This is a genomic window from Spongiimicrobium salis (genome assembly GCF_043678055.1).
In the GTDB taxonomy this organism is placed as follows: Bacteria; Bacteroidota; Bacteroidia; order Flavobacteriales; family Flavobacteriaceae; genus Spongiimicrobium; species Spongiimicrobium salis.
The window spans coordinates 285,079-309,317 of record NZ_JBHEQA010000002.1 but is presented as its reverse complement, the minus strand read 5'-3'; the positions used below and the strand labels follow the sequence as shown (position 1 = coordinate 309,317).

At 39.3% G+C, this 24,239-nt stretch carries 21 protein-coding genes; 6 read left to right on the top strand and 15 right to left on the bottom strand.

Annotated elements, in window-relative coordinates:
- Positions 1-111: 111 nt before the first annotated feature.
- Together ACEXOE_RS10750 and ACEXOE_RS10745 are read right to left on the bottom strand one after the other, a co-directional pair.
- Positions 112-1,038 carry a 2-hydroxyacid dehydrogenase gene (locus ACEXOE_RS10750; RefSeq protein WP_394748784.1) on the bottom strand — a complete coding sequence of 309 codons (927 nt, stop codon included), beginning with the start codon at positions 1,036-1,038 and terminating at the stop codon, positions 112-114.
- 2 nt (positions 1,039-1,040) lie between these two features.
- Positions 1,041-1,550 (bottom strand): DUF6155 family protein, encoded by a 510-nt coding sequence (locus ACEXOE_RS10745; protein ID WP_394748783.1) that lies wholly within the window; start codon positions 1,548-1,550, stop codon positions 1,041-1,043.
- 144 nt (positions 1,551-1,694) lie between these two features.
- Here ACEXOE_RS10745 and ACEXOE_RS10740 point away from each other — a divergent pair, with 144 nt between their 5' ends.
- On the top strand, positions 1,695-2,558 hold the full coding sequence (locus ACEXOE_RS10740) for a sigma-70 family RNA polymerase sigma factor (protein ID WP_394748782.1): 864 nt from the start codon (positions 1,695-1,697) through the stop codon (positions 2,556-2,558).
- 467 nt (positions 2,559-3,025) lie between these two features.
- On the opposite strand, the gene ACEXOE_RS10735 is transcribed toward ACEXOE_RS10740, so the two are convergent.
- The 6 genes from ACEXOE_RS10735 to ACEXOE_RS10710 are packed head-to-tail and all read right to left on the bottom strand — an operon-like array spanning position 3,026 to position 12,732.
- Positions 3,026-4,267, bottom strand: coding sequence for a YaiO family outer membrane beta-barrel protein (locus ACEXOE_RS10735; protein ID WP_394748781.1), 1,242 nt, complete (start codon positions 4,265-4,267; stop codon positions 3,026-3,028).
- On the bottom strand, positions 4,264-6,660 hold the full coding sequence (locus tag ACEXOE_RS10730) for a sulfatase-like hydrolase/transferase (protein WP_394748780.1): 2,397 nt from the start codon (positions 6,658-6,660) through the stop codon (positions 4,264-4,266). Before ACEXOE_RS10730 ends, ACEXOE_RS10735 begins: the two co-directional genes overlap by 4 nt.
- A 4-nt stretch (positions 6,661-6,664) precedes the next feature.
- On the bottom strand, positions 6,665-8,038 hold the full coding sequence (locus ACEXOE_RS10725; RefSeq protein WP_394748779.1) for a glycosyltransferase family 2 protein: 1,374 nt from the start codon (positions 8,036-8,038) through the stop codon (positions 6,665-6,667).
- Positions 8,039-8,093: 55 nt separating this feature from the next.
- Complete coding sequence (locus ACEXOE_RS10720; RefSeq protein WP_394748778.1) at positions 8,094-10,556, bottom strand: HEAT repeat domain-containing protein; 2,463 nt, start codon at positions 10,554-10,556, stop codon at positions 8,094-8,096.
- Positions 10,557-10,559: 3 nt separating this feature from the next.
- Positions 10,560-10,931, bottom strand: a complete 372-nt coding sequence (locus tag ACEXOE_RS10715; protein ID WP_394748777.1) for a response regulator — start codon at positions 10,929-10,931, stop codon at positions 10,560-10,562.
- A gap of 4 nt (positions 10,932-10,935) precedes the next feature.
- A complete protein-coding gene (locus tag ACEXOE_RS10710; protein ID WP_394748776.1) occupies positions 10,936-12,732 on the bottom strand; it encodes an ATP-binding protein in 1,797 nt (598 codons plus the stop codon).
- A gap of 186 nt (positions 12,733-12,918) precedes the next feature.
- Here ACEXOE_RS10710 and ACEXOE_RS10705 point away from each other — a divergent pair, with 186 nt between their 5' ends.
- A complete protein-coding gene (locus ACEXOE_RS10705) occupies positions 12,919-14,208 on the top strand; it encodes a dipeptidase (RefSeq protein WP_394748775.1) in 1,290 nt (429 codons plus the stop codon).
- Positions 14,209-14,334: 126 nt separating this feature from the next.
- Here ACEXOE_RS10705 and ACEXOE_RS10700 read toward each other — a convergent pair whose 3' ends face one another.
- Both ACEXOE_RS10700 and ACEXOE_RS10695 read right to left on the bottom strand, forming a co-directional pair.
- Positions 14,335-15,063, bottom strand: coding sequence for an alpha/beta hydrolase (locus tag ACEXOE_RS10700; protein WP_394748774.1), 729 nt, complete (start codon positions 15,061-15,063; stop codon positions 14,335-14,337).
- Positions 15,064-15,321: 258 nt separating this feature from the next.
- Positions 15,322-16,215, bottom strand: coding sequence for a DUF72 domain-containing protein (locus tag ACEXOE_RS10695; protein ID WP_394748773.1), 894 nt, complete (start codon positions 16,213-16,215; stop codon positions 15,322-15,324).
- Between the two features lie 173 nt (positions 16,216-16,388).
- Between ACEXOE_RS10695 and ACEXOE_RS10690 the strand changes: the two genes are divergently transcribed.
- On the top strand, positions 16,389-16,802 hold the full coding sequence (locus tag ACEXOE_RS10690; RefSeq protein WP_394748772.1) for a glyoxalase: 414 nt from the start codon (positions 16,389-16,391) through the stop codon (positions 16,800-16,802).
- Here ACEXOE_RS10690 and ACEXOE_RS10685 read toward each other — a convergent pair.
- A complete protein-coding gene (locus tag ACEXOE_RS10685; RefSeq protein WP_394748771.1) occupies positions 16,791-17,471 on the bottom strand; it encodes a DUF2461 domain-containing protein in 681 nt (226 codons plus the stop codon). The genes ACEXOE_RS10690 and ACEXOE_RS10685 overlap by 12 nt on opposite strands.
- Positions 17,472-17,565: 94 nt before the next feature.
- Between ACEXOE_RS10685 and ACEXOE_RS10680 the strand changes: the two genes are divergently transcribed.
- Together ACEXOE_RS10680 and cysM are read left to right on the top strand one after the other, a co-directional pair.
- The gene (locus tag ACEXOE_RS10680) at positions 17,566-18,360 is read left to right on the top strand and encodes a serine O-acetyltransferase (protein ID WP_394748770.1); all 795 of its coding nucleotides are present in this window, start codon (positions 17,566-17,568) and stop codon (positions 18,358-18,360) included.
- Entirely contained in the window at positions 18,350-19,234 is an 885-nt protein-coding gene (gene cysM, locus ACEXOE_RS10675) for a cysteine synthase CysM (protein WP_394748769.1), read from the top strand. Before ACEXOE_RS10680 ends, cysM begins: the two co-directional genes overlap by 11 nt.
- Here cysM and ACEXOE_RS10670 read toward each other — a convergent pair.
- From ACEXOE_RS10670 to ACEXOE_RS10655, 4 genes are all read right to left on the bottom strand, one after another.
- Positions 19,223-20,035: an alpha/beta hydrolase gene (locus tag ACEXOE_RS10670; protein WP_394748768.1), complete on the bottom strand. Its 813-nt coding sequence runs from the start codon at positions 20,033-20,035 to the stop codon at positions 19,223-19,225. The two genes, cysM and ACEXOE_RS10670, sit on opposite strands and share 12 nt — an antisense overlap.
- Positions 20,022-20,897, bottom strand: coding sequence for an alpha/beta hydrolase (locus ACEXOE_RS10665; RefSeq protein WP_394748767.1), 876 nt, complete (start codon positions 20,895-20,897; stop codon positions 20,022-20,024). Before ACEXOE_RS10665 ends, ACEXOE_RS10670 begins: the two co-directional genes overlap by 14 nt.
- 119 nt (positions 20,898-21,016) lie before the next feature.
- On the bottom strand, positions 21,017-21,802 hold the full coding sequence (gene truA, locus ACEXOE_RS10660) for a tRNA pseudouridine(38-40) synthase TruA (RefSeq protein ID WP_394748766.1): 786 nt from the start codon (positions 21,800-21,802) through the stop codon (positions 21,017-21,019).
- Between the two features lie 145 nt (positions 21,803-21,947).
- Complete coding sequence (locus ACEXOE_RS10655; RefSeq protein WP_394747873.1) at positions 21,948-23,402, bottom strand: spondin domain-containing protein; 1,455 nt, start codon at positions 23,400-23,402, stop codon at positions 21,948-21,950.
- Positions 23,403-23,681: 279 nt separating this feature from the next.
- Here ACEXOE_RS10655 and ACEXOE_RS10650 point away from each other — a divergent pair, with 279 nt between their 5' ends.
- Entirely contained in the window at positions 23,682-24,158 is a 477-nt protein-coding gene (locus tag ACEXOE_RS10650) for a hypothetical protein (RefSeq protein WP_394748765.1), read from the top strand.
- Positions 24,159-24,239 lie beyond the last annotated feature (81 nt).

Genomic DNA, 24,239 nt, shown 5'->3' with positions numbered 1-24,239 from the left:
CCCTTAAATGAAACAATAATTCATAAATCCTATAATAAAAACAAGATTCTGTCCCTTGCATGATAGAATTGCCTTGTTTACAGGGGATTATTGCATCCATTATTTTTTGGATCAATATCCTTTTTGGGAAGAAACCACATTATAAAGCGCTTTTCCTGATTCCAAACGGTAGTAATTCTCCATGATTTGAGGGACTACGGCTTGCGGATCGGAGACACTGGCTACGTGTGGCGTTATATGTACTTTGGGATGTTGCCATAGGGCATGGGTTTTGGGCAATGGCTCTGTATGAAAAACATCCAAACTTGCCCCGGAGAGCTGTTCGCGGTCCAATGCCTTGATCAAATCCGCTGCATTTAAGTGCGCTCCCCTAGCTACGTTAATAATATAACTCCCCTTAGGCAGCTGCTCAAAAAGATCCACATTTAGAATCCCTTCGGTTTCTTTGGTCAAGGGAAGCAGGCATACTAGGATGGACGTTGTCGCTAAAAAGGTACTGAGTTCTTCTGGGCCGGAAAAGGAAGTAATTCCTTCCAATTCCTTGGAAGACCTTGCCCACCCCTGAACCTTAAAACCTAATTTAAGCATATCTGCGGCAACGGCCTGTCCCAAGGTTCCCAGGCCAAGAATACCTATAGTAACATCCTTAATTCTCAAATACGGACGTGGCACCCATTGTTGTGCACTCTGATCTGCTTTATAAGTATTCAAATTTTTGAGATGATTCAGTGTTAAGGCCAAAACAAACTCGGACATATCACTGGCCAGTACGGGGTCTACAACACGAGTGATAGGAACCGAGGGAAGGTCTTCCTCTTCAAAAATAAAATCAACTCCGGCACCGGCCGAAGCAATACATTTTAGATTAGGATATTGGCCAATAATGCCGTGGGGAGGCTTCCAAACCAAAACCATTGAGATTTCCTCTTTGCTATGATCCTCGAGGTAACTATATACCTCAACTTTAGGGTCAAATGTCTGTATGGCATTTTTCCATGCCTCAATTTTATCGTCTTGCCTAATAATTACTATTCCCATAGTTATGCTATACTATCTAAGGCTCTAGAAAAACCCTCGGCATACAACCATTGTTGCCGCTGGCTTTCCTGATATATATTTACAATTCTTGTTTTAAAGGTGGGTAACTGACCGTGCAATGCTACAAATTGGACAGCTTCATTGAAGGAATTGAGCATGCTTTTGTAAAAGGCATCCGGGACATTCTTTTCCTTGGAAAAGGCCTGGGCAATTTCTAAGTTGTACAGCATTACATCGGTAATTAGTTCTGGCTCCACTCCTAACTTTATAAAATGCTTAATGAATTTTTGTGCCACAGACCTGCGTGCTTTTGGGCGTTTTCTTTTCACGGGAAAGTACTCATTGGAAATCTTGACTTTTGCCGCCTGAACCAATTTATCCTCTTTTGGATTGAATACAAAATCATAGTATTCCTTTACAACAGGAAAACGGTTGTAGAGGTCCAAGAGTTGTTCTTGAATCTCCTCTTTTTCCATACTGCCCAAATATTTTATCAAGGCTCTTTTGCTCATATTCTGATTTGTCCTCAAAAATAAGACAAGCTTTTAAATAAAGCACTATAACAAGTTATGTATAAGATTGTCCAATTCCCTTTGGAATATCCATAATAATAATGTATACTGATGGGTATAAAACAACAACTCCAAATTACACATATGAGGCAACTAAAGATTATCAAGCAAGTTACCAATCGCGAATCAAAATCTTTGGACAAGTACTTGCAAGATATCAGTAAAATTGAATTGATTACAGCAAATGAAGAAGTAGAACTCGCACAAAAAATAAGGGACGGAGACCAATTGGCCCTAGAAAAATTGACCAATGCCAATTTAAGGTTTGTCGTTTCTGTAGCAAAACAATACCAAAACCAAGGATTAAAATTACCGGACTTAATCAATGAAGGAAATGTTGGGCTTGTAAAAGCTGCCAAGCGTTTTGATGAAACCAGAGGATTTAAATTTATCTCCTATGCCGTATGGTGGATACGCCAATCTATTCTTCAAGCCCTGGCGGAACAATCTAGAGTGGTGCGTTTGCCTTTGAATAAAATTGGGTCTATCAATAAAATAAAAAAGACGTTTTCCTATCTAGAACAGGCACATGAAAGACCACCTTCTCCTGAAGAAATTGCAAAGGAATTGGAAATGAGTGTGAGCGAGGTGAAACAATCCCTAAAAAATACCGGACGTCATGTTTCCATGGATGCTCCTCTAAAGGAAGGGGAAGATTCCAACCTCTATGATCTTATGCGCTCTGCGGAATCGCCCAGACCCGATATTTCCCTAATGCAACAATCTTTAAATACTGAAATCAATAGAGCATTGGAAACGCTTTCTCCCAGGGAGGCAGATGTGGTGAAACTGTATTACGGTATCGGAGATCAACAATCTATGACACTTTCAGAAATTGGACAGACTTTTGATCTCACTCGGGAAAGAGTACGTCAAATCCGTGAAAAAGCCATACGAAAACTGCGTCACAATTCTAGAAGCAAGTTATTAAAAACGTATTTGGGATAGGGTCAGGACATAAAAAAAGGAGCTCATTTTCATGAACTCCTTTTGAGATCTTTTGTACTTAACGACTATTAGGAAAAACTCAATTTACTAATATCATAATCGGTTAAGATTTCATTTAAATCTTCAATGAAGTTTAAATACGCGTTGTTTTCATGATTTTTACTAGCCATAATTTTAAGGATTTGGGTGGAACGGGCCTGTTAGACTATAAATAGTCCAACTCAACCAATTCGTTTAAACTTAGAATTTCATTTAGATCTTGAAGAAAATTAAGATATTCTTCTCCGTAGGTGTCGTATAACATATTTGGTAAGGTTTGGTTTTTTATTATTATTGGATTTGGGTGTCAATAACTATAGTATAAAGCTATCTTTTTTATCTGCTTTCAACAACAAATTGTGGTGTAGTACCCTTTTTTTGTTGTGAACCTATGGATTCTTTAAGGTGTTATCTCCCTTTTCATGGGTTTAAAACCTGGATTGATAGGAAATTCCGGCCGAAATGGCCCAAAAGAAACGCCCTGGATCAAATACCAACTCCTGCCGTGTAAGGCCAAGATTGGCTCTATAGACATTGGCCCTATCTTTTCCCGTAAATTGATATTCTATGTTTATCTGTTGGGACTCTACGTATAGGAGTGTCTCTGCCAGCAAGGTTCCATCTACCCTGAATTGCTGTAATTCCGGGGAAATCCCATATCCCGCATTCAGTCCCCAGTAGTGATCTGCATTTTTTAAATATCTGCGCATTAAGAAATTTCCGGAAAAGTTAGCGGTGCCATCTGGTCTAGGAGAAAAATAAGGACGCAAAGAAAAATAGTAATTGCCCTTATAAAGTCCTACGGAGCCTGTAAATATCGTAGCATCACTATTCCTAAAATCAATATAACGGATACCCAAGGAGGCTTCCATAGCCTTGGGCAGGTTTGCGTACAATTCAGCGCCAGCTCGGTGTTTTGGAAAAATAGAAGCATCGGAAAATCCATAATTTACATAGCCATAGAAGGTTTTTGAAATCTTGGGATAGAGATCCACTTCATATTGCAATCCATTGGTAGCAAATCTATTGCTATAATTTACCCTGGGAATAATACTTCCGGCCTTTGTCTCTCTCTTGTATTCAATACTTGAGGAAATAAAGGGGTCGAACAAGATATCGAATACTTCAAAAGCGTTGTTGATTCTAACACTATTTTTGAAAGGCTTGCTTTCCAAGGAATCTGGTTTTTTTGTGTCCACTTCATCCGTACTTTCCCCTTGCATTGCATAAATATGATCTAAAGCCTGTTGCCGCAGTTTCATTAAATCTGCGTCATCCTTTAAGTATTTCAGGGATTTATTGGCCAAACCTAAGGCAATAGCGTAATTTTTGGCATAGATCTCATTTTTAACAGCTCCTTCCCAAACCTCTTTGTTTTCTTTTTCCGCAGAAGTAATGATATTAAATTGTCTCCTAGCTTTATCATAGGCACCATCCCAGCTATAGGTCTTTGCCAATAAATTTCTGACATCCGTATAGGCCGGGTACTTCGTCAGTATCTGTTTCAAGGTATCCCTGGCCACTCCCCTATTGCCATTGAAGGCCAAATCCCGAGCGGCGAAAAAAGATTTGTCAGGATTGCCATTATAAGCCACTTCCTGAGAAAATCCCATTGCCCCCACAAACAGGCATAGGAGGCCTAGATAATATGTATTTTTAAACGGTTTCATAAGCTCGCTGAAGCGATATATCTTTCAATTTTAGCCGTTATAATGGCATTTATAGAATCTTTTTCGGTAGCGCTCTTTTTTAAAGCCGTGTAGGCTCTATTCATCTTTTGTGCAATGGCGTCCGTTTTTATCTCATTTCGTTCAATGCTTTTATAGAGTTCCAAGGCTTTTTCATTTTTATTGGACCAGAAATACACATCCAATAAAGCGGCATATCCGTCCTCATAGATAGGATACTTCCGAATCACTTCTTCTAAAATACGTATAGATCCGTCATAGTTTTTCTCCCAAGCATGAATTCTTCCCATTAAAATTTCTGTATCGGAATGTCCTGGTATTTTGGACAAAATATACCGACAAAGAAGGAGCGCTCTTGCCCTATCGTCATCATTAAACGCTAACTTTCGTGCCGTATTATAGGCGTTATCATAATCTTTTCCATTAAATACACTCTGTACCCATACTAGCTCTTGTTTGGTAAATTCCTGTTTCTCCCTAGGTATTATGGCTAAGCCATCTGGAAGAATTTTATTGTTTTCCGCTACATAGCTATTGATAGATTTAAAAAGTTTGAACCTTTTTTTCATCTCTTTTTTAAGGGCTGTTTCTCTAATTTTGGCCAGCTGCAAATCCTCTCCCATTTCAAAAACCTTGCTTCTAGACATAAAATACTTCCCATAGATATACTCTTGGATATTGTTTTTGGCACGAAAAAGGGGAATCTGTTTGGTTCCATCAAAGGGGGTACTATGAGTCAATGAATTCCCTAACCAAGCCGTTTGCCTCGGGGTTTTTAAATCATAAGCGGTATTCAATAAAGACAATACCGTTGGCGCCAAGTCGGCATGTGAGGCCAAAGCAGCTTTTCGTTGCGGTTTTTTCAAAAGCGGGCTATACATCATAAAAGGAACCCGATAGCGATCCAATCGGTTGTCCTGAGGCAATCCATTGGTATTATGGCTTCCTGTGATGATAAATATGGTGTTTTTATAATCCGGATGCTTCTTATAGGCCGCAAAGAAATCCTTTAAGGCATCATCGGCATATAAAAAACTACTAAAGACGTCGAGATTCTTAAGTACCAATTTTTTTTCCCGTTCTCCTATTATATTACTCTTTGTCAACCTTTGCTTTACTTGCTGTTTGTATTCCGCTTTATTGGGGTTTTCAAATGGTTTTTTAGTGCTCAAAGTCATGAATACATCCAAACGGGGATTGGGAGCTGTCCCTAAATTTTTATTCCATTTCACGAATAGTTCCTTATCGGGATATCCAAGGGAAATACCTGCTGCGTCCTCTTCTTGTTTGGTATAGTTTTTCCCAAAACTTTTCCTATCCAAGATATAATCCACACGCTCCTCATGTAAAAACTTGTCCAGATAGTTCAGCGCACTGTTGCCACCATAATTAAAAGTGGTGGTATACCCATTATTTTTTAAAATACTGAATAGGGTATGTCTATTGGGCGACCCTTCTATATTGGTAAACCCATTTTTACCAAAGGGAAGAGATCCCATAAGCGTAGGTAGTGCCGCAGCACTCTCCCCGGTATTACTCACATAATTATCCCAGGATAGCGATTGTTGGTCCATAGCGTCCAAAAAAGGCAAAAGCCCTCCATATTTTGCTCTACTACCCACAAAATCAGCCCCTAGACCATCTACAAGGATAATGACAAGGTTGGGTCGCTGCTCCCCGAATTCAAAATCATTGACCAAATCTGTCTTTTCCTTATGGGAAGTCAATAAGGGATATTCTATACGACCATCGTATTTGTTAAAATCCAGAACATCATCCGCGATACTGGAAATTAGATGTTGGGTCTTATTCTCATTTATCGGTTTTTTATCCGAAGTCAAGGTGGTTAAAAATACACTGAACAACACTAAGGTCAGTGGATACATTTTGCTGATATAATTGTAGGTAGATGCCGTTATTTTATAGAAGAGGTAAAATAATAAGCTTACTCCCAGAAGCGCCAAAACTGTAATATTGAAAACTATCTCGGTATTGTACTGTTGTATCCCTAGTATTTCCGCTCCAAGAATTTCATATTGGCGTACAAAATATTCAATGAGCAGGACTTCTATGGTCAGGAGCAGTATCAACAGTAATCGCACCATTCTAAAGCCGAACGTAGGCTTTCTTTTTTCTAAAAAATTAAATAAAAAGGCAAAGAACAGTCCAACTACAGCCGTAAAACCTGTATGATGAATAATCAGCAAGAGGAGGCTTTTATTAATAAAGCTATCCAGAACCCCGCTCATATACAATCTAATATACTGATAGATAGACAACACAAAAAGGCATAAAAAATAGGCAAGGATCAAACGCGTAAAGTCCTTCAGGGTCTTTCGTTTCAAGGTTTTTTTTATGTTAGCTCCTTCCTGCATCCAATTAGGCTTTACTAAATCCTTTACGCGTTATGGTTCCCCATCCCGACTTTATTTTAAACAACTTCTTATAGTTTCCACGTATGGCCGAATAGACAATAATGGGGTGAAAAACAACAGGTTCTACAATAGCACACAATACTAGGATTAAAATATCCTTGGTCTTGGTATATTGGTTATAGGAATACACATCCCATAGGATGGCATAGAAAGAGAACATGATCGAAAAGGTATATACGGTAGCCGTTATCGCAATAAAAAAGCTCAAGTTCAAAATTCCTATATAATAGAAAAGAAGTGTTGCAAAAAACCCAAAAAACTCCAAGATCGGAGCCAACCATTCATAAAAGAACCAATAGGGATAACTGATCATACCCAATCTTCCGTATTTGGGATTGAAAAACATATCCCGATGTTTTTGTAATGTTTCCAGATTTCCGCGGGACCAGCGGTCTCTTTGATTCACCAGTATCTTTACACTTTCAGGTACTTCGGTCCAGCATAAGGGATCTGGAATATACTCAACGGTATAGGGTTCCTTTCTATCGTGCATATACCGTCTCATTTTGAAGACAATTTCCATATCTTCTCCAACGGTATTGGTATCATATCCCCCTACTGCCAAGGCAATTTCCCGGTCAAAGAAACCAAAAGCGCCAGAGATGATCAAAAGACTATCGATTCTTCCCCAAGCCATTCTTCCGAGAATAAAGGAACGGGTATATTCCAATAATTGAAACTTGGCCAGCCAATTTTCGGGCAAGCGTATTTCCTCTAACATTCCTCCTGCAATTTTGCAAGAATTGGCCACACGGATTACCCCTCCTACAGCAATTACTTTCTTTTGTGTTCGTTGATAAAAGGACTTTACTACATGCAATAGTGCATCGGGCAATAACAGGCAGTCTACATCGATACAGCCTACATATTTATTTTCAGAAAGTTGAATCCCAGTATTCAGTGCATCGGACTTTCCTCCATTTTCCTTATCAATAACCGTTAATTTGGAAAAAGATCGATGTTTGGATTTATAAATTCCCCGGATGGGTTTGGATTTCCATTCCGGATCTATCTTGCGATCTATTTTTATAAGGTCATAGGCCTTGATCATCTTCTCTAAGGTATCGTCCTTACTCCCATCGTTCACCACCATGACTTCGTAATTCACGTACTGTAAGGACAATAAGGACCTAATGTTCTCCACTATGGTCATCCCTTCGTTATAGGCTGGTGCAATAATGGTAATACTCGGAGCTAAAGGAGAGGCCATTACTTTGGAAAGATCTCCAAAACTGTTTTTATTTTTATAATGAATGGAATTTCTGGTAGAGAGATATCCCATAATGGCAAACATGGTGAACAGGACTATGGTAAACATCAAAAAAACAATGTTTATATACTCCAGAATGATATTTAGTATGCCGTTATCCACTTCAGTCGTTCTTTCTCTTAGAAGGTGAAGATAATAACTGTTTTAAGAAGCTATCTTCCTCATCCCTATCAGTCGTAGGGCCAGTATTTGGTGTATCTTGCTGTAGCTGAGGCACTGCGTTCTCGAAATCGATTTCCGTATCAAACAAGTCCAGAGTTTTTGACGGTCGTATTTCTAGTTCATCCAATAAAAAACAGAATTCCAGTGGCATAACCCCTTTATATTTGTCAAAGGAACTAGAGGTAGTTTCTTCTTCATTTATTTTCATATCGGAGGTTTCCGCTAACTTTTCATCATCCAAATCAGGAATTTTCTCCTCCAATAGGGCTTCTAAAAAATTGCTTTCAGCCTTATTTATATTCAAGCTTGTTTCTTCTACAGTTTCCGTAGCTTCTATTCGTGTTTTAAGGGCTATTGCCACCGTTTGGGCTTTTTTACGAATACAATCATTGGGGCAATTGGATAAGGTTTCCAAAAAGCAGATTTCCTTATGATCTCCAACAGTCAACATCTCATCAAGAAGTAATAACTGTGATTCTTCATCACTCACCCAGAATAGTTTCCTAAAGACACTTTCTTCCCTGCACTCTGAGTTCTCCACAACCCCAGATCGATCTTGGGTCAACCAGTACTTTTTGTCCGAAATCTTGTTCAAGATTTCAAATGCATTGTTTTTTATGCTACCATTAGTCTCTTTTTCCACAATGGAAATCAAAAGCGGTACTTCACGTTGATCACCGAATTGCTCAATAGTGTCTAACAATAAGGTCTTATTATATTCATCCTGATTAAAATAGTCATGATCAAAAACGCTTTTGGGCATTTCTTTTTGCGCCTTTAAGGTTTCCTTCTCATCGTTCTCCTCCTCTTCTATTTTTTCAGTGATATTTCCGCTTTCTTCCAATTCCTTGACTTTTTCAATTTCAAAGGGCAGCAACTCTTCCAATTCTTCTGAAGCCATGGCAGTAGTATCTTGTGATAGCTCTCCTTCTATGTCTTCCCCCGTTGTGATTGCAGTCTTTTCGGCAAAAAGACCTTGAGGCTCTTCTACAATGGCTTGAAGAAAATCTACCAAGGATGCATCTAAGGTGCTGTCTTCCAACAGGGCTTCCTTCAGGGTCTCTTTATTATCCTCTTCATTGGCATATTTGATAGGCTCTTCCCCATGTTCTTGGGCAGGCTGTAAAATTTCTTCCGAAACAATGGGTAAAAAATCAATATTTATGGTATCGTTCCCATCTTCCGCAGGTGGTGGCCAGGCTTGAAACTCATCAATGATATCATCCATAGTTTCTTTTATTGGGCCTTGTTCTTCTTTTTCAAAGATTTCCATATGCTGTTCCTCTTTGGTGTTTGGCATCTCGTTGTTATCCATTGGGGTTGGTATTATTTCTTCAATATTATCCGTAGGCATAACAGATTCGGGGGAAATCGTATTTATGGCATTTAGGGCTTTACTTTTTACTAAGAAGTTTGATTCTTTTTGCTCTACCGCTTTCAAAAAAGGAATTTGATCATGGTCTCCCAATTCGGCAATGGCATCAAGAATTAAGAGTTTAATATCGGCATTGCACTTTTTAAACACTTGCTTTAGGGTGTCCAAGGCTTCAAAAACGCAAAATTCCTTGATGCAGTGAATGGCTTCTGCCTTTATCTCATTGTTTTTATGACGTACAAGGTGTATAATAGAGGCATTGGCATCGCTTTGATTATAATACTTTATCAGTCGCAGCGCAAACAACACCACATCCTTGTTTTTAGAGGTCAGCCATACTTTAAATTTAGGGGCTTGAAAATCTTCCTGATTGCGAAGTACATCCAATAGTTTTAATTGCTGCCACTCGGAAATAGTATACTTGGTGGTATCTAAAAAGTAATTTATGCCTTCATGTTTTAAGGTTACCGTAGCAATTTCTGCCTGCTTGCGTATTACACTGCGTTTATCATTGACAAACTTGGTAATGAACGTATAGGACTCCTCCACTTTCATTTGGGTGAGTTCCAAAATACCACTGGAAACAACCTCCCAGCGCCAGCTCTTTAATTTCTGGAACGCGTCTAGGTGCAATCCCAAATCCTTGTAAAGCTTATACAGTCGTTTTCTGGTATCTCCAGAAACATCCTTCTGTAAATCCAGGAGAACTTCGGAAAGCACTTCCCTATTAAAATTGTCTTTTAAGGACTCCCTGATTTGAATCTTCAATTGCACATAATTGCTCTTTTCCTCTTTGGAAGCATCTTCTTCATAAAAGAGAAATTCACTTACAATTGGTGCTAATTCAGTTTTTCGAGTCGCGGTCTTTTTTGATTTTGCAGATAATTTATTCCTAAAAAAAAAGATGATCATAAAGCACAAAATCCCTAAAACAGTAGAAATAAGGGTAATGGCCCATAAAATATCGGTATCTATTTTTGGGGCCGTAATCCATAAATAATTATAGTATGTGCTATGTGCTATTTTCAAAAATTATCGTTTGCTCAATTCCCGTGCTACCCGTACCAAGAGTTCTGAGGGACTTACCGGTTTTGATATAAAGTCACTCGCTCCCAATTCAAAGGCACTCAATACATTTTCTTCGTTCCCCGCAGACGATATTATTATGATAGGTATATTTGATTGCAACTCATTCCTTACGAAGTCAATAAGCTCAATACCAGAAAAATACGGCATCATGATATCGCTTACAATAATATCTGGCGTGTGAACATTTAAATACTCTTTTACTTCCTTTCCATTCACGGAAAGGCTAACATCATACCCTCCTTTGACCAAACGATAGTTTAATAAGGAAGCTAATAATTCATCATCTTCTGCCAGTAAAAGTTTTTTCTTCTCCATCTATTTATTTCCCTTGCCTCAAATCAGCCACGCCTTGGTCTATTGCTTTTTCTACTTTTTCATATTCTTCCAGGAAGCAATCGTATAAAAACTCCAAATGCTTGCTATCTTTATTGGTCTTACATATTTTATGCATTTGCGCCGCTATATCATATAAACTATGTGTATGCATCATGGCCAAACCAGATTTTATCTTATGGGTTGCAAATTCCAATTGCTCCATATCCTGCCCCTTCAAGTGAATCTTGACTTTACCCATAAATTCAAGAGCATTCTGTTTATAGAGTCTTACGAGTTCATCCAATAGATCCAGTTCTCCCATACATTCCTCCAGCACTGGTGCTAAATCTACTTTAGGGTTTACTTCGTTTGCATTTATTCCTGTTGATTCAATTACGTGTAGTGTATCCATGTTGGTTTTATTCTTATTTTCAATAATCTTTCTTAATAATTCATTGGGACTATATGGTTTTAGGATATAGTCATTGATTCCGTTGGCCAGGCATTGGTCTTTATCCTTGATGGTGAAATCGGCAGTAAGCGCAATTACTGGTATTTGCTTTACAAAGCGATTTTTACTATTTCTTATGCGTTCCGTCACTTCATAACCATTCATCTTGGGCATACGCAGATCCATAAGCACAAGGTCTATTTTATTCTTCTCCAAAATGCTTAAGCCATAGAGGGCGTTATCTGTAATGAAAGTTTCGCAGCCCCATATCTTAAGGCGTTGTTCTATTAGTTTCTGATTCAGGGTATTGTCTTCAAAAACCAAAATTTTCATCCCCTTAAGTGCCGTTTTTTCGTTTTCAATAAAGGTTTCATCCGGCGTTTCCGTAGCCATTTCGGCCATAACTCCTTTTTTATAGGGGAGTGTAAACTTAAATGTAGTTCCTATTCCAAGGCTACTGGAAACCTTGATATCTCCGTTAAGGTTTTCAATAATTTGTTTTACGATACTCAATCCAAGTCCGGAACCTCCATACTTGACATAAGTATTGCGTTCTGCCTGTCGGAAAGAATCAAAAATGTGCTTTAAGTTATCTTCAGAAATTCCGATTCCAGTATCCGTAATATCAAAGGCCAACCACAGTTGGTCCTTATTTTCCTTTTTTAAGCTGATCTTTAGGCATATTCCTCCTGTTTCTACAAACTTTATAGCGTTTCCGATCAAATTTAGCAGTACTTGGGACAGCTTGGAAGGATCTCCAATCAATACTTCGGGAATCCTAGTATCCATGTCTATTTCCAGCTTCACTTCCTTGTCTACTATAAGCGTATTGCATAAATACATTACGTCCCTGATAATGCTGTAAAAGTTGAAATTAATGGACTCAAAATGCTCAATACCAGCAGATAGTTTTGAGTATTCCAAAAGCTCGTTAATGATATCCATAAGGCTATTGGAAGCTGATTGTATGGTGTTCACATGTTCCAATTGCTCCTGACTAAGGTTGCTTTCTTTCAACAGATCGGTAAAGCCGATAATTCCATTGAGCGGAGTTCTTATTTCGTGACTAACCTTAGCTATGAGCATGCTTTCCTCTGAATTTCCATTGGTTTTTACTGCTATATTTTCGGTTTCCGCGGCCAGGGGAGCATGAGTTTCATCAAAATCCAAATGAACAGGCGCGGATGAAGCGTATGCTTTAGCCGGAATCTTTGCTTGTAGCATGTTTTTGAACAAGTCAAAGGATTTTTTGAGTTGTGCCGCTTCTTCTGAATTGAGTTTTTCGAAGGAAAAACTATCCAGTGTTTTTTCTAGTTCGGATACGTGTTGTAGTAGGTCTTTAGGTTTCAATGGAACAGCTAATTTTGGGGGTTAAAATATGTACTGTGATTACTTTTGATTTGGTTTTTTAATGAACGTACTGACTATTATTTGTTTAAAACTCCTTAATTCATGGGCCATAACCAATTAAATGTTACCTAAGCTTCATTTTCTGTTGTCAAATCGTTTTATTTGTAGGTATAAAATCTTACAATTATGAAACATGCATTGCTATTCCTTGGGTTATCTCTTTTAGTCTGTTGTGGGAATTCAGAAAAAAAGAAGGAAGAAAGCCTAGAAGAAAAAGCGACAAGAATTCACCAATCTGTCATTACTATCGACACTCATGATGATATCAATACCAAAAATTTTACCCCGCTTACCAATTACACCCAAGATCTTAACACCCAAGTCAATTTACCAAAAATGGAAGCAGGTGGTTTAGATGTTTCCTGGTTGATTGTTTATACCGGTCAAGATTCGTTAAACGCTGAGGGTTATACCAATGCGGCTGCCAATGCAATGGATAAGTTTAATGCAATACATCGGCTCTGCAAGGAATTTGCTCCTGATAAAATTGAATTGGCCTTAACATCCGATGATGTTAGAAGAATAGATGCCGCAGGTAAAAAGGTAGCCATGATCGGCGTTGAAAATGCATATCCCATGGGCGAAGACCTTGAGAATTTCCAAAAATATCATGAAATGGGAGCTCGTTATATTTCCTTATCCCATAATGGACATAGTCAATTTTGTGATTCCAATACGGGGGAAAGAGATAGCATTTGGTTACACAATGGTTTAAGTGAACTAGGACAAAAGGCTGTTAGTGAAATGAATAGACTGGGAATGATGATCGATGTTTCCCATCCCTCAAAAGAGGCAATGCGCCAAATGATTGCCATATCCAAAGCTCCAATAATAGCTTCGCATTCCTCAGCTAGAGCCCTATGTGACCATAGTAGAAATCTGGATGACGAACAATTATTATGGCTCAAAGAGAATGGCGGGGTTGTACAAACCGTAGCTTTTAGCTCCTATTTGAATACAGAAAAACATGAAGCAAGAGCTGCTTATATGAGAAATATCTTCAAAAAAGTAGCAGATTCCTTACAATTGGAGTGGTATGACCGCTCAGAATTTGCGAGCCTTACTGATGCACAAATAAAAAGATTTCGGGAAAATGCCTTCCAAATCCGAACCATTGGGGAAGAGGTTGCAAAAACCAAAAAGGATGCTCCAGAAGCAGTAAACGTATCTGATCTTGTGGATCATATTGATTATATGGTAAAACAAATTGGAATCAATCATGTAGGCATTAGTTCCGACTTCGATGGTGGGGGCGGAATACGTGGTTGGTCCGATGCCTCAGAAACCTATAATGTTACCTTGGAATTGGTGAAAAGAGGGTATACCGAAGAGGAGATACGAAAGTTATGGGGAGGAAACCTGCTTCGGGTATTGGATGAAGTGCAGGCCATTGCCGCATCCCTTCAAAAAGCTTAAAACTATAGCAAAAGGTATCGTTAATGCTTAGGCCAAGTTATTATACGATAGATATTTATGAACACATCAGGTTTGGGTATTTATCAAAGCATCCTAACCCTGACTTTCCATTTACGTATACGAAACCTATGGAATCGTGTTTAGGAAGCTTTTGACCGCTTCCCAATAGCCTGTATGATCATCAAACTTAGCCCAAAGTGCCCTAGCACCATGATTCCCTCTAGTCTTGGGAAGGTAGCTGGTTTTTGAATCTGTAGCAATGGCTGCGTGAATACTCTTCCAGCTGCCAGCTTCGTTTTTTGAGGAAGTAATGAAGGTAGGCACCTTGATGTTTTTAGCGCTACTGGAGATATAGTCTTTCTTTCCAAAATATTCTCCTGGAGAAAATGACAAAACAGCCTGCACTGCCTCAGGGTAGTCCCCTGCGTATTTTAAGACCAATGCTGAAGAATAGGAACTACCCCATAAAATAATCTTTTTAGGTTTGTAGGTATTTTTCACATAAGACACTGCTGCATCGATATCTTGATAAGCATCTACGAATGCTGTCGGCTTATTTGCTTTGCCCGCTTTTTGATTTGTACGATTTACAACGTTGTTTACGGACCCTCCTGAGCGTAAATCAACGGCCATACACGAATAGCCCATGGCATTTAACTTAGGAGCAATCTCTTTATATTCACCTCGACTCCATCCCGCTTGGTGAAACAACAAGATAAAGGTACTTGCCCCTTGTTTTTGGTAATAATCTGCTGTTACCGACAATCCATCTTTAGAGGGGAAAGTCAATGTTTCCTGGGCTCCTACTTGGGTCCAAGCAAAAAAGACCATTACCAATCCAATTATTTTTTTCATGCTCCAATATTTTGAAGGCCAAATTAAGCATAAATGCAAAGGAAAAAAAGCGCTCTTCTTATTTAACAAAAAATTAAAATCATTATTCAAAACTGTTAAGTTTTCAATAAATTTTAAGGGCTTTCGGGCCAAATCTTACTGAAAATCAATACTTTTAACCAACCAAAAACCATATCCAATTATGGCCACACTCATTAAGTATATCGTAGTATTTCTTTTGTCTTTAGTCGTTACTGTATTTTAACACGGTTGCTCCTTCTAAAATAAGGTTTTCGGCGGATGTAACGTCTGCGGCACCTTTAACTGTGTAGAAAAAGCTTTATTCATGGCTTTTATAAAATATGCGGATAACAAAGGGGATTCCAACTCCAAATTTTGATGCACAAAAAAATGAATGTTCGTCAACCCCTGTTCATGCCATCTTTTTAATCGCAACACCCAATCATCAAGTCGGGTATAGTCACTAGGGTGATTGGCGCCTACATAACGCACAAACGCCTCATTCTTAGTCAATCGCATGTGCATGATATCTCTACGACCTGCAGTATCCACTAAAGTATTGGAGATGTTGTTTTCTTCCAATAAGTGAAATAGTTCCTGAGACACTTTTGGATCATTAAACCAATCGGTATGTCTAAATTCCATCGACAAAGGAAATTCCTTAGGCCAATATTCCACAAAACGCAGCACACGATCCCAGTTCTTAGGACCAAAATTTCCATGCAACTGGAGAAACATGGTTCCAAGTTTCTCTTTTAGATTGGCTGTAACTTCCAGATAGCGATCCACTATAGGGTATACGGCATCATTAAGGCGTCTTAAATGACTAATATCTTGGGAGATTTTAGGAAAGAACTTAAAACCTTCCGGGGTTTTGTCGTACCATTTGCTGTATTGTTCTGCTGGAAAAATTCTATAGAACGTGGCATTCAATTCAATGGAATTAAATTGCGATGCATAATATTGTAATTCGTCTTTGGTACCCCTTGGATAGAAATTCTTTAAATCTTGGCGATTCCATTTTGCACAGCCGACATAAAGCTGCAACGGTTCCCCATTTTTATTTTTCGCCAATACCCCTACCGTATCTGGATGATCCTCAGGCATTGTAAAATCTATCGTTTCTGGTTGTTCAACTTTTCCAAATTTCATGTTTTTTGGCGATTTTAATTATTATCTCTCCAAATTAAGTGTAAAATATTCCCATTTTCAAAAATCCCCGCTACAATCTCGGTTTTCAATGTTCATAAAGCCGTTAAAAACTAATTTTCGATATCCTCGGATACGCACTCTTAATGTATACCTTTAGGGTAAAGCACTTCATTATGAGCAATAGGTCCCAATATCTACTTGATATTCGTCCGGAAATAGCTTCTGCAAGAATTACAGAAAATATGAGCAAGGATGAGCGTTTTCAGAACTTAACATTACGCCCAACAATTAAATTCCAGAATTTCCTTTTGGTTGCCGCATTTAAAAACTACATCAAAAAACACAAAGACAAATTCTATGAGCTTTCGCTCCAAAAACGTTTGGAATATATTGAGAATGCCATTCAAAAAGATATAAAACTAAGAAATTCCCTTAAAGGAATGCTTATTGGCCAATTTACCTTGGAAGAATATGAATGCTATATCCAAAATTCTTCCGCATTGAATAAACGGATGATGAATATGGTCATTGAACGTTTAAAAAATCAAATTCAGCTATTCGAAAAAACGCCAGAATTAATCGAGTAAGGACTCCCCGTTTAAATTGGTCGTCAAAATATCGCTCATAAGATCAAAATAGGGCCGAATTGCCTTAAAAGAGGAGTCTACAGTATCTAAAAATCGCTCAGATAACACCTCCTTATCCGTAAAGTGTCTTGTGAAAATGAACTGCTTCTGCTTGATTAAATCAATATCCGGATGTGTTTTATCAAAACCCTTGGGTGCTGTTTTTACGGCATCGCCCTCTAAAGTCCCCCACATCTTTTTAAAGGAAGCCTCATTCATCACCTCTCGCATTTCAGAAGCATCCAATTCAAATTCCTTCCGTATTCTAAAGAGATCTTCTTTGGATGGTGCCCAAAATCCAGTAGCCATAAACGATTTACCCGGTTTTATCTGCAAATAATACCCTCCTCTATTCCTAGCACCTGCCCTGGAAAAAGAACCGGCAAAATGCGTCTTAAATGGCGTTTTATCATTCGAAAAGCGAACATCTCTATAAATTCTAAAGATTTTCATCTTTTCAATCTCATCATGAACATTTAAGCGGGCCTCAATGGCACGATAAAATTCCTTGACCTTGTCTTCCAAGGACTTAAATCTTTTCTTTTGCGCATTGAACCAGTCGCGATTATTATTCTCTTCCAATTCTCGGTAAAAATCAAGGATTTCCTCTGATACCACTACTTTTGACATGTTTTATTATTTCTCATATTTTATGCTAAAGTTAACCTTTTTGAATCATGTCTTTTTGAAATATTGGTTAATTTTGATTTTCAATATATTTTAAATGGACAAAGCATCTATTGTACGTAAAATAAATCAACATAAAAAACAGCCCAATCTAAGGTTTAAACTAAAAGAAAAGGTTGAGGCCTTCACAAATAGACTCTTTTACACACTTTTTGACATCGATACTCCTGTTGAAGAAAATCTAGATCTTTTGGAAAGGGAATTTCAACATTTGGTTGAATTGGCTTGTTGGGATCATGAAAATTCCTGTGAAAAATTATGGGGCCGCTATGTGGAAAAATTACCCGTAGTCTTGGAAAAGCTCAATTTAGATGCTGAAGCTACCGTGGAATGTGATCCTGCTTCTATGTCGGTTGAGGAAGTATATATGGCCTATCCCGGCTTTTACGCCATAGCCATCTACAGACTTGCCCATGAATTGCACAAAGAAGGTTTTCCTTTGGTTCCGCGTTTGATGACAGAATATGCCCACGGCAAGACAGGTGTGGATATTAATCCTGGTGCTGTCATTGGAGATTCGTTCCATATTGACCATGGAACAGGAATTGTTATTGGAGAAACCGCAATTATTAAAAACCACGTTAAAATTTACCAAGGGGTAACTTTAGGTGGCCATTATGTTGCCAAGAATCTGCAAAAAACAAAGCGACACCCTACCATTGAGGACAATGTCACTATTTATGCCAATGCCACCATATTGGGTGGAGAAACCATTATTGGTGAGGGCAGCACTATTGGAGGAAATGCCTGGATCACGGCATCCCTACCACCAAAATCAACGGTATATCATACCCCAGAAATTAAAATAAAAACAGTACCGCATGTCTCATAATATTCTCGATTTGATCGGGAACACACCTTTAGTAGAATCGAGGGTGTTGAACCAAAACCCCAATGTTCGTTTATTTTTTAAATTGGAAGGACACAACCCCGGAGGAAGTGTTAAGGATAGAGCTGCTTTTAATATGATCCGTAGTGGACTTGAAAGAGGTGATATCTCCACAGACAGTAAACTTATAGAGGCTACCAGTGGAAATACAGGCATCGCTTTAGCCTTGATTGCCGGCATATATCATTTGGATATTGAATTGGTCATGCCCGAAAACTCCACTAAAGAACGCGTGCAAACCATGCGAGCTTATGGTGCTAAAGTTACTTTAACCCCTGCTGATGATGGTATTGAAGGAGCTCGGGACTATGCCGAAGCCAAAGTAAAGAATGAGGGATACACTTCCTTAAATCAATTTGGCAATGATGATAATTGGAAGGCCCATTACAAAAGTACCGGTCCTGAAATCTGGAAGGATACTAACGGTAAAATCACCCATTTTGTTTCTTCCATGGGAACTACAGGAACTATTATGGGCACTTCTACCTATTTAAAAGAACAGGATTCCAACGTTGAGATCGTTGGTGTACAACCTACAGATGGGTCAAGAATACCGGGAATCCGTAAATGGCCTGAAGCTTATTTACCCAAAATATTCAATCCCTCAAAAGTAGATCGTGTCTTGGAAGTAAGCCAGGAAGAAGCTGCAGCAATGGCCAAAAGGTTGGCCAAGGAAGAAGGTATTTTTTCCGGTATGAGCAGCGGAGGTGCAGCAGCAGCAGCTTTAAAATTAGCCGCCACCCTAGAAAAGGGAATCATTGTATCTATTGTATGTGATCGGGGCGATCGGTATCTGTCTTCAGATTTATTTGATTGATGGTTTATCCAGGATTTCGGAAATTCCTTGTCGATATCCCTCAAATTCAATTAAATTATTATGTGAACCTCCTTCTATTCGATATAGTTTCTTCTCCTGTATGGGAATGGAATCGTATAAGCGCGCACCAGATTCATAAGCCACCACAGCATCATTAGTTCCATGAAATATAGTAATGGGACATTGTACATTTTGTACATATTGGAAAGAGGGAAACTGATAGCGCAATAACCATTTGACCGGTAAGAAAGGAAAGCGTTTAACGGCTACCTCCTTTAAACTATAGTATGGTGTTTCCAAAATAAGCTGTGCAGGTTTATTTTTTGAACCTATATAGGAAGCAATGCCCGTACCTAGGGAGCGCCCATATACCGTAATCTTATTTTCAGGATATCGGTCCAATGCATAGTCATAAAAGAGTTGGGCATCGGCATATAAAGCCGCCTCACTGAGTTTTCCCGTGCTCTTTCCATAGGTCCTATAATCCATGACCAACACATCGTACCCCATATCTACAAAAAAAGTTGTAATAGTCCCCCAACGTGCCAAATTGCCTGCATTTCCATGAAAATACAATAGTAAACCCTTGGGGTTTTCCTTTTTAAAATGAAGGGCGTTGAGCGACGCTCCATCCGCAGCATTCAAAAACAATTCTTCATAGGGTTCAGAAAAGGTATAGGTATGTGATGATGGTAAACTTGTGGGTAAAAAAATAAGTTTTTCTTGAAAGAAGTAAAGCATAACAGTTACCAATCCATATATAATCAATAGTACTTTAAGTACTTTTTTAAGTCTTCGCATGGGATACCTTTCTATGGTGATCAACATGAATACTGGACCCTTCCAGGTTTACTTCCCTAGGCTTTTTATGTATGATCTCGCTTAGCATTTTATGATACGATTCAAAAGTGTTCAAGTTTTTATGCCCTCCTCCAATGACACTATACAAACGTGTGGTCTTTGGCTTTATCTTGGATAATTTCACACTTGTCTTAAAGGGAATCAATTTATCGTCCGTACCATGAATAATATGAATTGGACAATTCACGTATTTCAACCATTTATAAGTGGGCATAGGGAATTTCAACAGAATGGAGAGGGGCATAAAAGGCATATAGCGTTTGGCTACCTTGCTCAAGCTATAATAGGGCGCATCCAAAATGAGCATTTTGGGATTGTTCATAGATGCCAGTTTTGTGGCAAATCCAGAGCCTAGGGAACGTCCATACAGAATAATATATTTTTCAGGCACATTTTCCTTTATTTTATTATAGACCATTTGCAAATCCCTTTTTATGGCTTTCTGGGTCCTTCTTCCGGTGCTTTTACCAAAACCTCGATAATCTACCATAATCACATCATATTCATGACGTGTAAAATCTACCGCAAACTTGCCCCAGCCCTTGATGCTTTTAGAATTCCCTTTTAAATAAAACACCACTCCTTTAGGCTTTTTGGCTTTAAAGCGCAACCCATTGATAATAGCACCATCCCTAGTCCCAATATTATACTCTTCGGTTTCCTGATTTTCGTAATGAAATTGGAAATCTTTAGGCAACTTCTCGGGTTTAAACATAAAAAAATCCTGCAGCAAGTACAGCAAAATGCTGATTCCAATATAAACTGCGGTTATGATTAAAAGAATGTATACCCATTTTTGCATACGAGAACATTTCCTTCTAAAGTACGAAAAATAATAGAACAGTACCGGCCATGCTTTTAAGTGCACCCCTCCTATCCCTACATTCCAATTGGAATACTATTGCAGCAATATCAACCTGTTTATTCAAATTCCAAGCTATGCAGATGAAGACCGGAACCAGGGGCTACATAGGTGAATTTAATATCACTATCCTCTTTAAGGGAAGTTTGTATGGTAGTTAATGACAGCTCTCTTTTGCCCAATTGGATAAGAGCCCCCATCATCATTCTGATTTGATACCGCATAAACCCGGTTCCCTCAACGATAAAAGCATAGCTTTTTTCTGGAAAAAAATTTGCCCGGAGCATCGTATTCTCTTCAATCTTGGCAGAAATAATGGTGCGTCTCACCTTCGTATTTTCTCTGGGTCTTGCAGTGAACGACCTAAAGTTATGTGTTCCTGTAAGAAGTTGTGCTCCTTCTTGCATCAATGCAATGTCCAACTGATCCAGAACATTGGTCATATAAGGGGCACAAAATGGGTGATTCTTTTTTCCAAAAGAGAACAAATACACATATTTCTTTTTCTTACTGCTGTGAATTATATTAAATGATTCATTTACCTCATTAATACTAAGTATCTTTATATCAGATGGTAAATTTTTATTGAATATCTCTTTAAAAAGCACAAGGTCCTGTAAAGGCTTGTCTTCTATAAAAAGTTCAAAGGCCGCATCCAATGCAGAAACTTTAGCATCTGTACGCCCTGCGCCAAGGATTTTAAAATTCGTATCAGCTAAGATAAACTTTAAGGTTTTGGTGAGCATCCCCTCTATAGTTTTCCTATCTGGTTGTTTTTGCCAACCAGAATATCGGAATCCTAAAAACTGAAGCTTAACAAGATAATAGAACCTCTTTCTATTCATGCCTATCGTTTATTCTGTAAAAATACGTTTTATCCCATTGAAAATATAACCTCTACTTCTTGGCCCATAACATAGAAAAAGCCTCCGATCTCTCGGAGGCTTTTGTTGTATTCGGAATTGTAGGTTTTCCGATATGTCGTAAAGCTTACTGGATGGGCTCTATGGTAACGACCACCATGTTGTACCCACCTCTTGGGTCCGCGTAGTATACTACTCCTGCAGGAGAGGCGATAAGACCTTTTCCGAACTGTACGTCCTCGATCTCGGTCACCCTACGTGTAAGGTTGTTCTCGTCAGCGGCACCGGTGTTCGGTCCTGCCTGTCTCATGGGCTGATCGGCACCGAAACCAACGATCTGGTCTACTTCCGTTCCTGCATCGTAAAGGTAGGAACGTGCAGAGGCTCCCGTTCCGCTCTTAGGCGTACCGTCCTCTTCGAACAATGGGTAGCCCACGTTGTTGTAGGATAGGAACCAGTCGTTACTGTTCACCATCATGGTGTTGTAGCTGAACCTGTATCCCACGGGAACATCTTCCAAGGTAAAGGTAAGGCTCTCACCAGGTCCGATGTTGGAGGTCTGGTCACTTGCCGCTACCGGGATGTTCAACTGGTTGCTGATGTAATCGAAGATAGGCCCGTTGTTCCCGTCCTCTGCGATCTCTTCCACACCGCTTCCCTCTACTGCTGGCTGTCCCTGTACGAATACCGGGTCGCGCTCAGATCCAAAGGCGTATACCACACCTGGGGAGAAAAGGGTATAAGAAGAGGAAAGCCGCAATGGCGCTCCAGTGGTACCTGTCTCGGTGAACCACTCGAAAAGACGTGTAGGGTTACCGGCGATGGAGATATCGGCCAATCCAAGACCTCTGTCCGGCTCACCTGTGGTGAACAATGGGTTGTCAAGGGCGTGCAGCACCAAGATACCTGGGGATAGGATCACAGGGTTGTCGGGATCTTCGGAACCTCTAAGGTTGACGATCAACAAACGGAAGGTCCTTGTGGACTCGTTATAGTCAAGGGTCACACGGATCATATCGGTCACGTCCGGAGTGACTACACGTACCCTTGTGTCAGGATCTGGTTCGCTGGGCGCGTTCCCTCCGCTCACAGATGCAAATTGTGAAGGATCTGTTGCCTCAACGGCACCGTCCCATAACAATACCTCATCGGTAACGTCTCCGATGACGGGCTGTCCATTGTCATCGAACAATTCTATACCTTGTCCCGTTGGGCCAAAGAAAAAGTCGTTGGAAACGATCTGCATGGTGGCAAAGTTCAATTTTGTTCCGGGCACGGCCTGGAAGTCCGCCCAATAGGATCCGCCACGCTGTGGAAGTGGTCCGGGGGCACCGTCCACGTCATCGGGCTGGTTGAATATCTGAACCTCCAAGAAGTTCACTACGTTGGAGATGGTAACGTTGAAAGAGGTGGTGGCCACTTCTTCCATGGTCTCTCCCTCTTCGCCCTCTGCAGGGGTCTCGGCCGCCGTCTCTTCCTGTGCGGGCGTCTCGGCAACGGGTTCAACGACCTCATCGTCATTGTTACAGGCTACGAAGGCCATGAGCCATGCCGCCAATAAGATTTTTGATAACTTTTTCATTTTTCTAAACTTTTTAATTTGAATTACAGTTTTTTATTTAACCAGGGCAAAACTGCACATTTAGAGTCGGTATCGCACCAAAAACTATTCTGAAAGGGAATTTTTGGCTCTGAAAGGGAAAAAAAAGACTTGAAAAAATCGACAAAATGGAAAATCCCGCCCCCGAATGAAACGGGAGGAAGCCATTGTCCACTATATACTTTGATCCTGTGAAATAAAAAAAAATGGATTTCGTTACAGCTATATAAGGTGGTTTGCTCCCTTAAAATTCGTTCCCCTATGAAGTTTATTTTGCGACACATTAGCTGGAAAAAGAACTTGAGGTTATCTATAGGTATCCTACTTGCATTGGTATTATCCAGTTTTTACGGATTGTATACCAATTCTTTTTACTTTTTTGACCCTCTCAATTATATTTTTCCAATACTCAGCATTGTTCATTTTGTTTTCCTTTATGTGATGTGGTTTAAAATCACCGAAGAAGAATTCCCCGATCCAAAAATGCGGAATATAGAATATGCCTTATACAGTATATTGTTCGTCTATTTATTTAAAATCTATACTGCGGCAGATACCTTATATGAATACACGGAATATGTAGACCACGTGGTCCCTTCAACATTTTTCCCCTTGGGCATTTTTATATTGATCTTGCATATTTTACTTCCGGTGCTAACCTTATTGACTTTTAAACAGCGAAAGGATATGGTGGGCGACTACAATTTTGAAGATATCCATAAAATTGATCATTGGTAAATCTTGAACACCCTTCTTTAAGGGCAGTCGGATAGCTTCATAGAAATGAGCCAATGGCCTTTTCCATGGACCATTGCCATA